The organism is Microcoleus sp. bin48.metabat.b7b8b9.023 (assembly GCF_013299185.1).
Taxonomy (GTDB): domain Bacteria; phylum Cyanobacteriota; class Cyanobacteriia; order Cyanobacteriales; family Microcoleaceae; genus Microcoleus.
Genome location: NZ_JAAFKG010000034.1, coordinates 1 through 13,821, shown reverse-complemented (window position 1 = coordinate 13,821; position 13,821 = coordinate 1). Strand labels below are relative to the sequence as shown.

The following is a 13,821-nucleotide window of genomic DNA, read 5'->3' as shown; positions in this document are numbered from 1 at the left end:
GATAAATACAGATTTTTTGTACGTTGGATCTTTGGTGCATAATTTATATCGGTTCTCAAAAAAGTGAGGTACGTTGTTGGGCTTAAGCCCTCTTGATTTAGTGGTTATATAAGCTGTCAGTCATACCTCATATTTCTGAGAAAGGCTATATCAAATTCGGCTATACCGGAATGATTTAACCGCAGAGGACACAGAGGACACAGAGGGAGAGAATAGAGAGATAAATCATTCTGATGAAGAGCGGATTTGATATAATGTGGTAAAGAGCGCCCAAGTGCAACAACGTGCCTCGATCCATGTTTTTTTAGCATATCTTCCTCATTATCCAAGCAAAAATAGGGCGCTGCTATTGACGTGAGGAATTTTGACGAGTAAGAATAGGGATAGATAAAGATATCCCACTTTTAGAACACATCTTTAACCACAATGGCAGCCAACAAACTACCTTTACTCGGATGGTTCTTGATAGTTGGCTGGCTGGTGGCAGCAGCAGCAGGCTCAGCTTCCGCGCAACCCATTACACCCGCACCAGACGGTACGAATACAGTCGTGACACCGAATGGCGATCGCTACGACATTTCCGGGGGGTCATTTAGCGGAGATAGAGCCAACCTATTTCACAGTTTTACTCAGTTTGGTCTCAGTGAAGGTCAAACGGCAAACTTTTTAACCAATCCCAACATTCAAAATATCTTAGGACGAATTAACGGGGGAAATCCTTCTGTAATCAACGGCTTAATTCAAGTGACAGGTGGCAATTCCAACCTGTTTTTGATGAATCCGTCGGGGATAATTTTCGGACAAAATGCCAGTCTCAACGTACCGGGTTCTTTTAACGCCACGGCGGCGACAGGTATCGGTTTTGACAACAATCAGTGGTTTAGCGCGATCGCCAATAACAACTGGGCAGCTTTAATCGGGAATCCGAACAGTTTCGCATTTACCAGTCCGCAAGCAGGAAGCATTGTAAATGCAGGAAATTTGACGGTGGCGCCCGGTCAAAGTTTAAGTTTGACGGGGGGTACAGTTGTCAATACAGGTCAGCTAACGGCGCCGTCTGGCAATATTACCGTGATGGCCGTACCCGGTCAAAATTTGGTACGGATCGCTCAAACCGGAAATTTGCTGAGTCTGGAAATTCAGCCGACAGCTAGCCAAAGTTCCTTGCCGAATAATTGGACGCAGCCGGTGTTATCTTTGCCGCAGTTGCTGACTGGAAAAAGTCAGGAACAAGCAACGAATTTAGCGGTTAATTCCAATGGTGAAGTCGTTTTGACGGGGAATGTGGCTGTACCTGTAACTGCGGGAACTGCGATCGCCAGCGGTAATATCAACGTCTCGGGCAATACTGGCGGTAATGTTAGCATATTGGGCGATCGGGCCGGAGTTATTGGCGGAAAAATCGATGCTTCGGGTATTAACGGCGGCGGGAATGTACTGATTGGCGGAGATTTTCAGGGTTTGGGAAATGTGCCGAATGCTGTGCGGACGTTTGTCAGCGCAGATTCGACAATTAATGCGGATGGGATTAGCAACGGTAATGGCGGGCGAGTGATTGTTTGGGCTGATGAAACTACTCGCTTTAATGGGAATATTACTGCCCGAGGTGGTTTGTTGTCGGGGAATGGCGGGTTTGTGGAAGTGTCGGGAAAGCAATTTTTAGACTTTCGAGGCAATGTTAATACTCTGGCTGCTAACGGCAATCCAGGAGTATTGTTGCTCGATCCCACAAATATTACGATTCAAAATGTCGCGGGAACTTTTACTGCACTAACTCAGGTGGATCAATTTGCCGATCCTGACATTGGGGGAAATACGATTGATGCTGCTCTGATTAATAGTGCTGCAACTAATGTGATTTTGCAAGCTACCAATGATATTACTTTTGATGCTCCGGTCAATATAACTACTTCGGGAGTTGGATTGACTGCTTTGGCTAATAACAACATTAATGTCAACGCTAATATTACAACTAAAGCAGGTAACGTTACTCTGAATGCTGATGCCGACAATATCAATGGTGGCAGTCTCACCATTAGCAATGCAACGATTAATACAAATGATGGCAATTTTATAGGTATTGGTCGCGGCAATGTTACTAAGGGCTCTGGAATCGATATTAATAGTAATGGCAACATTAATGCCGGTGCTGGAAATATTGACCTCAATGGTAGTGCAGGAACCACAGCCAAAAACAGTGGTATTCAGATACTTACTGGGACGTTAACAACAACTGCAACAGGAAAAATTACCCTCAACGGGACTAGCGGTAATAGTCTCAATAGTGAGGGGATATCTTTGAGTGGCAGCTCTAAGATAACTTCGGCAAATGGTGATATTACTTTCACTGGTACTGGCAGCGGATCTGGTAATAATGGCATCAAGTTATTGAATATCAAGGTGGAATCAACAGGGACAGGAAAAGTCAGTATGACGGGTACGGGTGGTAATGGGATAGGTAGCACTGGAGGGATATCTATTGATAGCAGCAAAGTCTTATCGGTGAATGGAGATATCACCCTGACTGGAACAGGTAAGGGAAGCGGGGATAACAACATCGGCATTGATATTACACGGTTAGGGCAGGTGGAATCCACAGGCACCGGGAAAGTGACTCTAAACGGTGTTGGCGGTAATGGGAATGGGAATAATAATCAAGGGATATTTATTGATTTTTTTCCGTCTCAAGTTCGATCGAATAATGGAGATATCACCCTGAATGGAACAGGTAAGGGAAGCGGGGATAACAACACGGGCATTGTGATTCAAGGGACGGTGGAATCCACAGGCACCGGGAAAGTGACTCTAAATGGTGACGGGCAGGGGAATAAAAAGAATCTAGGGATATTCGTTTTTTTTCCTGCTAAAGTTCTATCGAATAGTGGGGATATCACGTTTACTGGAACAGGTAAGGGAAGCGGGGATAACAACGATAACAACACCGGCATTCTGATGCAAGGGCAGGTGGAATCCACAGGCACCGGCGGAAATATCACCATGACTGGGACAGGTGCGGGGGTAGGAACTGAGAACTACGGTATTTCTATCGATAGTCCTACGGTAAAAACGAACGGAAATGTTACTTTGACTGGCGATCGAATTCAACTGTCACCCCCGACTAAAATCAACGGTACTGGTAAAATTTGGTTGCAACCTCTGACGCCGACTTTAAGTATTACTGTTGGTGGCGCCGATGCCGACGATCCTAAGGTTTTGCAGATCCGGCAGACTGAACTTGACGCATTAATCGGCTTTTCCAAAATGGTTATTGGACGGGCTGACGGGACGGGGACGATCGCCATTCCCGCTGATATTACTTTTAAATTGCCTGTCACAATTCAATCTCCAAGCGGAGGCGCGATCGCCGTCAACGGCCCAATTACGACCACAGGTGGCGCTACATTGAAGCTGGACGGAGCAACACAACTAAATAAAAACATTACTACTCAAGACCAGAGTATCTCGTTTGGCGGCAAAGTTTCCCTCGGTAATGATGTCACTCTCAAAACTAAAAACCTCAGCGGTGGGGATATTACCTTTGGCGGCACTGTTGACGGCAACAATAAATTAAATATTACTGCTGGAACTGGTACTATCAATTTTAATGAGCCTGTTGGTGGCACTACTCCCTTGGCTGCACTTGGGGTAAATCCAGAAGCCAAGATTACCAGCACTGGCGCTATAAGTATCACGACAACTGGCGATATTGCTACGGCCAATATTACTACGAAGAATCCCGGAGGGGCGATCGCGCTTACGAGCAATAAGGGTAATATTACAACGGCATTGGGTTCGCTTGATACGAGTTCTGCGGGTACGGGCGCAGATATCACTCTCAAAGCTTTTAATAACGTTGACGTAAATAATATAAATGCTGGTACGGGAAATATTGCTTTGATTGGGAGAGAAGTTAACTTTCAAGGGGTTGTTAAAGGTACGGGTACTTTTTCTCTGCAACCGTTCGATGCAAACGGTAATATTCGATTCATAGATGGATTAGCTAATCCTGTCGATCCGAATACTATTTATGTGGGAAAGCAGTTTCAAGATGCTCTGCAAAATGGATTTAAGTCGATCGCGATCGGCAGAACAGACGGCACTGGTACAATTACCTTTGACAACGCTCACAGTTTCCTAGATCCGGTCAATGTTCAATCTCCCGGCGGTGCGATCGCGATCAATCAACCACTCACCGGCAAAGATAATGCCTCGATCGTTTTTAATGGCAAGACAACACTCAATGCAAGCGTTGCTACCATCGGTCAAGATATCACTTTCCAAAGTCCTGTACTCGTCCAAGATAATGCTTCTGCCAACACAGGTGCAGGTGCAGGGAATATTCTGTTTAACAGCACAGTCAACGGTGCACTGACGGGAACTAAAAATCTGAGTTTAACGGCTGGCACGGGCAATATTACATTCAAGGAAGCAGTTGGTGCTGTAACTCCGCTGACAAATTTAACTGCCAACAGCAAGATATTTTTAGGTGGCGATGTCAAGACAACCGGCACTCAAATCTATAACGATGCAGTGACAATTACCAACACAAATCCGATTCTGACAGGCAACGGCATTACTTTCAACAATACTGTTAACCCCAGTAACAGCGGCAGCGATTTGACTGTCAATGGAGGTTCTGGTGATGTTACTTTCGCTAAGGCATTTGGGGATTCTAGTGCGATCGCAAATTTAACAGTTAACTCTACAGGAAAAACTACATTTAATAAAGTTAATGCCGCGACTTTGACGACAGATGCGGGCGGCACAACTACACTCAATGGCAATGTCACGACAACCGGCGCTCAAACCTATAACGATGCAGTCACGATTGCCACCAATCCGACTCTCTCAGGTAAAGGCATTACTTTCAATAATACTGTGGACTCCAATAACATAGGCAGCGATTTGACTGTCAATGCGAGTGCCGGCGATATTGCATTCAATGGTGCAGTTGGGAGTTCAAAGGCGATCGGTCAATTAACAGTTAACTCTACAGGAACAACTGCATTTAATAAAACCGTCAATGCAGCAAGTTTGACTGCTAGTGGCACAACCACACTCAATGGCGATGTCAAGACAACCGGCACTCAAACCTATAACGATGCTCTCACGATTAATAAAACCGTCAATGCAGCAAGTTTGACTGCTGGTGGCGCAACTACACTCAATGGCTCAGTCACGACAACCGGCACTCAAACCTATAACGATGCAGTGACAATCGCCAAAAATCCGACTCTCGCAGGCAGCGATATTATATTTAACAAGAGTGTTGATGTAGCTGGCAATCTCGGTATTGCGGCTGACAACGTTAATCTCAAAGGAACTGTCACAACGAACAATGACGGCACGCTGACAATTACTAATAAGGTTAATCTCAATATCGAGAAAAACCTGAATTTAGACGGTGCATTCAGTCAAAAAGGGGCGGGAACTGTTGCGGTTAGTGGCAATATCGCTACAACTAATGATGATATCAGTTTTAACGGGCCGGTGACACTAAAAGCTCCTGTAAGTTTGACACCGGGAGATGCAACTATTGCTTTCGGTTCGACTCTAGCAGCAGGAAGTAACTCGCTGAATTTAAAAGCAGGTGAAATTAATTTTGCTGGGCAAGTTTCTGGTACGGGTGCGCTAACTTTGCAACCGACAAAGGCAGGACAAAATATTGTGGTTGGTGGCACCGACAACACTACTCCGGCTTTAGATTTAACGGCATCGGAACTTGGTTTGATTCAAAAGGGATTTAGCTCGATCGCGATCGGCTCCGATGGCACCGGCAATATTACTGTTCCTAGCGATCGCACTTTTAACGCTCCAGTCACGATTCAAACGGGAACCGGTACGATCGCACTTAACGCCAATATTACCGGCAAAGACAACAGCAGTATTGCTCTTAACGGCAAAGTCCAACTCGGCAGTGATGTCAGTCTCGCTAGTGACGCAGGTAATGTTAGTGTCGCAGGTGCGATCGATGGATCTCGGCGCTTGAACATCAATGCTAAGGGTGGCAACGTGCTGCTGCAAGGAGATATCGGCAAAACCACGCCACTGACGGGTTTGAATGTGACTGCCTTAAATACTAAATTGGGTGGCAATGTTGCCACGAATAACGGCAATATCAATATTAGTGGTGCTCTGGGGCTGACGAAAGATGCGATATTGAGCACGGCTGGGGGGAAGATTGCGTTGTCCGGTGCGATCGACAGTATAGATGCCGCCCGGAATCTAACTCTCGACTCCGGTAGCGGCAGCATCACTTTCAATGGATCGGTGGGTGCAACCAGCAAATTAGGAAATCTTCTGATTAAAAATGCTGGCGATGTTACAGCCAATTCGACAATTAATGCAGCACAAGTGACAGCACAAAACACGAAAACAGTCAACTTATTGGGAGATGTAACCGCAGGCAAAGTCGATATTACTTCCAGCGGCGATATCACCGTTAAAAACATTACTACTAATGGCGGAGAAATTCTATTCAAAAGCGGTAACGTTTTCACAGCAGGTAATTTGAATACATCGGGAAGTACGGGCGGGAATATCACTGTTGATGCGACAACTTCAATTACAGCAGGACAAATTAACTCCAGCGGTACAGCCGGAAATGCTGGAAATGTGCTCTTAGATCCGATCGGCGATATTCAAGTCAGTTTTATCAATGCCCAAGGCGGTACTAACGGCACCGGTGGCAATGTTAAAGCCGTCGCCGGAAATTTTTTCCGGGCTACAGGTTCTTTCCCAACAACTTTTTCGCCGACAGGATTTGCTAGTATTTCCACTGCTGGTGGCACCGGTGGAGGAAATATTTCAATTGCCCACACTGGAGGAGATGGAGGGGGAGTGATTCAACCGTTTGTCGTGGGAAATGCAACTATAAATGGTACGGCGGCTGCAATTACAACTGGGCAATCTAGCATTACATCGCAGTCGTTTCCTCGTACAGCTAGTGGTTTGCCTAATATTGCATTTCCTACTGATGATGGGATCGATCCAACTCCAACTCCAACTCCAACTCCGACTCCGAGCGAAACTCCCACTCCGAGCGCAACTCCCACTCCGAGTGCAACTCCGACTCCAAGCGCAACTCCCACTCCGAGCGTAACCCCAACTCCGAGCGTAACCCCGACTCCAAGTGCAACTCCCACTCCAAGCGCAACTCCCACTCCAAGCGTAACTCCCACTCCAAGCGCAAGCGAAACTCCAAGCGCAACTCCCACTCCAAGCGCAAGCGAAACTCCCACTCCAAGTGCAACTCCCACTCCAAGCGCAAGCGAAACTCCCACTCCAAGTGCAACTCCCACTCCAAGTGCAACTCCGACTCCAAGCGCAACTCCCACTCCGAGCGTAACCCCAACTCCGAGCGTAACCCCAACTCCAAGTGCAACTCCGACTCCGAGCGCAACCCCAACTCCGAGCGCAACTCCCACTCCAAGTGCAACTCCCACTCCGAGCGCAACCCCAACTCCGAGCGCAACTCCCACTCCAAGTGCAACTCCCACTCCGAGCGCAACCCCAACTCCGACTCCAAGTGCAACCCCAACTCCAAGTGCAACTCCGACTCCAAGTGCAACTCCCACGCCCGCACCTATCGCCTCAACCCCCGACGATCCAGAAGATCCAAATCGTCGCAAAATGCCACCGTTAGACACTCCGGGCCCTGCTGCGGGTCAAATTTTAACGCTCGATTCAAGCATCACCAGTCAGCTACCGCCCAACCAATCGCCAGTAGCTCCCCGCCGCGAAACACCGCCAGAAGTCAACCGTAGTGCTAATTTAGTGCTGGGATACTTTCCGCCTCCCGATCGACTTTTTGAAGGTAACGACATCGAAAAAGCAGTCTGGGGAATCGAACAAATTAGGAATCAAGAGTTTGGAGAATACCTAGGCGTCAAAGCCAACCTTCCCAACCAAAAAGTGATGATGGCGCAATTCCAACAAACATTGAGAAATATCGAACAGGAAACTCGCAAGCGGTCTGGTATTATCTATATAATCTCGCGAGTCGATCGACTGGAATTAATTTTAGTTCCTCCTGTAGGGCAGCCGATTCACTACAGCGTTCCCGAAGCCAACCGTGAAGCTCTCGAACCAATTGTTAAGGAGTTCCGCGAACAAGTCACCAATCTCGGAAAAGTCGGCACTATCAGTTATCTTCCCTCGGCCCAAAAACTGTATCAATGGGCGATCGCACCTCTAGAAAAAGACTTGCAAAACTTAGGAATTGAGACTTTGTTGCTATCAGTCGATCCCGGATTGCGGAGTTTACCCTTTGCCGCTTTGCACGACGGTAAAGGCTTCTTGATTCAAAAATACAGTTTCAGCCTAATTCCGAGTTTTAGCTTGACTAATCGCGAATTTAAAACCGTTAGAGACGCCACAGTGCTAGCAATGGGACGGTCAGAATTTGTTGACAAAAATCCCTTGCCCAGCGTGCCTCTAGAATTAGAAACAATTTCTACCCAGTGGCAAGGGCCATCTTTCCTCAATTCGAGTTTCACTATTAACAATCTCCAATCGCAACACGCCAACAAAGGATTTCGGATTGTTCACCTAGCAACCCATGCTAACTTCATCTCGGGACAAGCGAGCAATTCTTACATTCAACTCTGGAATTACAAATTGCAGCTCAGTGACATGGAGAGTTTAAATTGGCGCAATCCGCAGGTAGACTTGTTAGTGTTGAGTGCTTGTAGAACTGCTTTGGGCGATCGCGAAGCAGAGTTAGGTTTTGGAGGTTTAGCGGTCAAATCCGGCGCCAAATCTGCCCTAGGGAGTTTGTGGTATGTTGATGACGGAGGCACTTTGGGACTGATGAGCGAATTTTACCAGCAGCTTCGAGGAGGCAAAACCAAGGCAGAAACTCTGCAACTTACTCAACAGGCGATGATTGCTCGTCAAGTTCGGATTGAAAATCGGCAATTAGTAACAACAGCGGGCAAATTAAATTTACCAAATAACATCAAACTACAAACCAACGATTTTTCTCATCCTTACTACTGGAGCAGTTTCACCCTCATCGGAAATCCGTGGTAAGAAGAGTTGACAGTTGACAGTTGACAGTTGACAGTTGACAGTTGACAGTTGACAGTTGACAGTTGACAGTTGACAGTTGACAGTTGACAGTTGACAGTTGACAGTTGACAGTTGACAGTTGACAGTTGACAGTTGATATCAAATCCGGTTGCATAGGAATTATTAATCTCTGCATTCCCTCTCTGTGTCCTCTGTGCCCTCTGCGGTTAAATCATTCCGATACAGAAACGGTATGCCAGTTGAGAGTTGACAGAGTAGGGTGCGTCAGGAAAGGTAAATTTTAAATCACCCCCAATCTAATTCTGACGCACCATTTATGCTTGGCATCAGCATCATATTTTTCGGCAAAGCTCATCAAAAATTATCTCAAAGCAGCTCTAGGCCCAAGCTGTTTCAAATTAGGTGCCGCAGTTCCATAATTGACACGACAACCGATATTTAACAAACTAGAACTGCATTCAAGAGGGACAATTTGCTGGTCGAGGAGAGCGCTGCAACTTACATACTGGTCATCATTAGTATCTCTTACCATACATTCGATCGCTCTAGCGCCCGATCGACTCGCCCAACTATTCATACCTACAACTGCAATCATGTGCTGCCAGAAAAACGACAACACTAAAACTCCCAACAGTACAGCCACTCCCAATCCTGCTTTCAACTTCCAACTGCTCAGGATGTTTCCCACGCTACTTTTTACATTTTCCGTCCAAGAAATAGAGCTTTCGGAAGTTGTTTCTGGAGCCGATAAATTTGTTTGTGTTTGTTCTGGGATTTCCGACATTACGTATCTCCTCTGATTGCTGGAACTTTGTTCGGTTGGCAGTTACGCGCGATCGCAAATGCCAACTCTATCAAATTTTAGCAAAACTAGCCTGTGCCGACAACCGATTCGGGCGCCCAGGCTGGGGAAGTATGTATATTGACGAATGGCGAGCGCAATTTCTATGCCTTTTGAGGTATTGCACAATTTGCGATCGGCAGGTTCGTAGTGAGGACTTCAGTCCTTCTCAAAATCAGAGGACTGAAGCCCGAAGATCAAACACTAAACAGGTTCGTAGTGAGGACTTCAGTCCTCATAAAATCAGAGGACTGAAGTCCTCACTACGAACCTTGCTGAGGACTTCAGTCCTCATAAATTCAGAGGACTGAAGTCCTCACTACGAACCTTGCTAATGGGATACACCTTACTAAAAATCACAAATTTTCAAGTTGCCAAAAGTTCCAATAACTCAGCTTCGGAAAGTAGTTCGATTCCCAAAGATTGGGCTTTTTCTAATTTGGAACCCGCATCTTCACCCACAACCACATAATCGGTTTTAGCACTTACAGAACCTGTGACTTTTCCTCCTGCTTTGACAATCAAATCTTTAGCTTCATCTCGTTTGAGAGTCGGCAAAGTTCCCGTAAGTACAAAAGTTTTACCTGCAAGTTGTAAATTTTGGTCTGCTAAGTTTTGACTTTTTACTTCTGAATGCAATTGCAATCCCGCAGTTTGCAACCGTGCAATTAAACTTTGATTTGCCGGAACTCGAAACCATTGATTAACGGCTTGTGCAATTTCCGGGCCGATGCCGTAAACTCCCTCAATCGATGCCGCCGATGCCGCTGCTAACTCTTCCACATTGGCAAACCTTTCAGTCAGCAATTGAGCGTTGACACTGCCGACGTGGCGGATGCCCAAGCCGTAAAGTACCCGCGCATAAGGTTGATTTTTCGATCGCGCGATCGCACTTACCAACTTTTCTGCTAACTTTTTACCCATCCGTTCCAAACCCATCAATCTCTCAGCAGTCAAATCAAACAAATCCGCCGCCGACTGCACCAGATTGCTATCCACCATCTGCTGCACCAACTTTTCCCCAACACCGTTAATATCCAGAGCATCCCGGCTGCAAAAATGAATCAGGGAACCCCTCAAAATCGCCGGACAAGACGTGTTGATGCAGCGAGTCACGGCCTCCCCTTTTTCGCGAACCACAGGCTGCGTGCATTCGGGACAGCAGCTAGGCATTTGAAAAAGTTGAGCATTTTCGGGACGAAGTTCTGCTAAAACTCGGACAACTTCTGGTATAATTTCCCCAGCTTTTCTGACAATTACAGTATCGCCGATGTGGAGATTGAGATCGGAAAGTCGATCGCTATTGTGGAGAGAAGCCCGCGAAACCGTCGTTCCAGCCAACTGCACCGGTTTGAGTTCCGCTACGGGAGTCAGAGCTCCCGTTCTCCCGACTTGTACAGTTATTGCTTCTACAATTGTAGGGACTTCGGCGGCCGGATACTTAAGGGCGATCGCCCAACGCGGAAACCTCTGAGTAAAACCCAACTGTCGTTGCAGTGCGATCGAATTAATCTTAACAACAACCCCATCAGTCATGTAAGGTAAATTTCGCCGTTCAGTATCCCAATATTCGTAATACTCCCGCACCTCATCCAACGAAGAGCAAATTTTCCGATTGGGATTCACCTTAAACCCCATCCTTCGCAACAATTCCAAAGATTCCCCTTGCGTCTTTTCCTCATTACCCTCATCTAAATGTAGAGTATAAGCAAAGAAATCCAACCGTCGCTTATCTACAATCTTAGAATCCAACTGTCGCAGCGTACCCGCCGCAGCATTGCGAGGATTAGCAAACAATTGTTCCCCCGATTTTTCTCGTTCCCGATTAATTTCCTCAAACACAGCCAAAGACAAAAAAGCCTCACCCCGCACTTCCACCACCGGCGGCGGATTATCTAAATTAAGTTTGAGAGGAATCGATCGAATCGTCTTAACATTTTGAGTGATATCCTCTCCCGCAATCCCATCACCCCGCGTTGCACCGCGAATCAAAATCCCATTTTCATAGGTTAATGCTAAAGCAGAACCGTCAATTTTTAACTCGCAAACATAGGAAACCCCCCCCAGCCCCCCCTTGCTAAGGGGGGGAGTAATTTCCTCGTAGGAAACCCCCCCCAGCCCCCCCTTAGCAAGGGGGGGAGTAATTTCCTGGTTAGAGTCGTTGCTAAGAGGAGGTGCAATTCCATCTTGTCCCCCCCCTTGATAAGGGGGGGTTAGGGGGGGTGCATTTCCCTGTTGATAAGGGGGGTTTAGGGGAGGTGCATTTCCCTCTTGTCCCCCCCCTTGATAAGGGGGGGTTAGGGGGGGTGCAATTCGCTGCCAGCGTTCCTGCCATTTGGTCAATTCCTCAAAATTAAAAGCATTTTCCAAACTGTAGAGAGGAATATTGTGCTTCACGCTAAAAAATTGAGAAGCCGGCTTTTCTCCCACGCGCTGAGTCGGACTTTCCGCAACAATCAATTCAGGATAATCTGATTCTAACTCTTGCAACTGTCGGTAAAGGCGATCGTACACCTCATCAGCCATAATCGGCGCATCAAGAACATAATAAGCATAGCTAGCTTCCTGTAGCTGCTGCCTCAATTGTTTAACTCGCTGCTGAATTTCTGGTTGCATATTAATTTAAAAGCGTATATTGTCTAACCGCAAAAGATCCGGCACGTAGTTGGGCTTTAGCCCCCCTAATTTAAGCAATTCTCCAAAAGTCAGGTACGTAGTTGGGCTTTAGCCCCCCTAATTTAAGCAATTCTCCAAAAGTCAGGTACGTAGTTGGGCTTTAGCCCCCCTAATTTAGTAGTTATATTAAACTATCAGTCATACCTCATCTTTTTGAGGAAAGCTACAAACACAAACCATAAAAATCTTAGCATGATCTGCCCTACTCTGCGGTTGTAGTTAGGACATTTAAAATCGATTAACGATCCCAATCTTCAACTTCATAAAGGAAACGAGTCCCCCCCATCAGCTTGCGATTAGCCGAGGTACTTTGCACAAAAACCGCATACTTTTCTAGATTGCTCGGCTTGATGCGAACTGTCTCACCCATTGGCAAACCCAACATTTCTCGCGCCGCTTCTCCTTCAAACAAATCCCCTGTCGAACGCTCCATCAGCACAATTTCTTTCTTACCTTGGATAGTTTCTGTTTTGGTAAATTCATAAAACCCGCGCCCGGTTTTAAAAGCCAAACCATTTTCCAGAACAAAAGCTTTAATCGAAATCTCATTGTCTACTTCCAGAATCTGAAATCTCCCCGGTTTGACAGCCCGCAATTCTGCTGACTCATAAAAATTAATACGGGATAGGGGAAACGAGCGCGGCTTTAGCCCTTCTTAGGGAAGCTATAAGGGGGACTTCAGTCCCCGTCAGTCTTAAAATGCGTAACTGTAGCCATCTTTTCTGTGAACTATTTTGCAGTATTTATGGCTAATCCCTTGCACCAATTCTGATGCTGAGATATTGAACGAACCCGTCGTTCTAACCGCAACCCGACCAACATATTCACCTATTTTCTTGCCACTGGTAACGACTGATTTTACAATGTCACCAGTTTGAAAGCCTTTAACAAACTTGTTTTGAGGAACGTATCGAGATGGAAAGCCAAACCTGTCTGTGCGACACATTTGACGAGTTCCGTATCCAGTTGCTTTGATTAGCAGTGGTTTATTTGTTAATACTTCGAGCGATTCAACTTGACCGACACAAGCAGCATCAAGCCAATGAGTTTTAGGTAAATTAAACCGTACTCTATTGAACTTAGTCAATCCACCCGAACCAGTTAAAACAGTCAGCCCCGTTTCTTTCAGTCCAGAGAACAACGCCGGCGTTGCTGAATCAAGGTATGAATGCTCCAGGAATGGGAATATCGTCAAACTTCAAGTAATGTATTAATAATTTAATAGAATGCTTGAGCATTTCCTCACATTTAGAATAACAAAGAGTCTTGCG

5 protein-coding genes and 1 pseudogene are annotated in these 13,821 nt (G+C 46.2%); 1 reads left to right on the top strand and 5 read right to left on the bottom strand.

Features of this window, described 5'->3' with window-relative positions; all coding sequences use genetic code 11:
* The first annotated feature begins 426 nt into the window (after positions 1-426).
* On the top strand, positions 427-9,033 hold the full coding sequence (locus QZW82_RS19315; RefSeq protein ID WP_293151291.1) for a CHAT domain-containing protein: 8,607 nt from the start codon (positions 427-429) through the stop codon (positions 9,031-9,033).
* Here the strand turns inward: QZW82_RS19315 and QZW82_RS19310 are convergent.
* The 5 genes and pseudogenes from QZW82_RS19310 to QZW82_RS19290 form a co-directional block, all read right to left on the bottom strand.
* Complete coding sequence (locus QZW82_RS19310) at positions 9,014-9,208, bottom strand: hypothetical protein (RefSeq protein ID WP_293151288.1); 195 nt, start codon at positions 9,206-9,208, stop codon at positions 9,014-9,016. The two genes, QZW82_RS19315 and QZW82_RS19310, sit on opposite strands and share 20 nt — an antisense overlap.
* Before the next feature lie 186 nt (positions 9,209-9,394).
* A complete protein-coding gene (locus QZW82_RS19305) occupies positions 9,395-9,817 on the bottom strand; it encodes a hypothetical protein (RefSeq protein ID WP_293151285.1) in 423 nt (140 codons plus the stop codon).
* Between the two features lie 423 nt (positions 9,818-10,240).
* Positions 10,241-12,490, bottom strand: coding sequence for an NAD-dependent DNA ligase LigA (gene ligA / locus QZW82_RS19300; protein ID WP_293151281.1), 2,250 nt, complete (start codon positions 12,488-12,490; stop codon positions 10,241-10,243).
* A 298-nt stretch (positions 12,491-12,788) separates the two neighbouring features.
* Positions 12,789-13,145 carry a hypothetical protein gene (locus QZW82_RS19295; protein WP_293151278.1) on the bottom strand — a complete coding sequence of 119 codons (357 nt, stop codon included), beginning with the start codon at positions 13,143-13,145 and terminating at the stop codon, positions 12,789-12,791.
* Between the two features lie 99 nt (positions 13,146-13,244).
* Positions 13,245-13,694: pseudogene (locus QZW82_RS19290) on the bottom strand (HNH endonuclease); the annotation flags it as partial.
* Positions 13,695-13,821 lie beyond the last annotated feature (127 nt).

Bases quoted from the DNA above. Each gene is read 5' to 3' on its own strand.
- QZW82_RS19315 (WP_293151291.1), top strand. From the start codon at position 427: ATGGCAGCCAACAAACTACCTTTACTCGGATGGTTCTTGATAGTTGGC.
- QZW82_RS19310 (WP_293151288.1), bottom strand. From the start codon at position 9,208: ATGCAGAGATTAATAATTCCTATGCAACCGGATTTGATATCAACTGTC.
- QZW82_RS19305 (WP_293151285.1), bottom strand. From the start codon at position 9,817: ATGTCGGAAATCCCAGAACAAACACAAACAAATTTATCGGCTCCAGAA.
- ligA (WP_293151281.1), bottom strand. From the start codon at position 12,490: ATGCAACCAGAAATTCAGCAGCGAGTTAAACAATTGAGGCAGCAGCTA.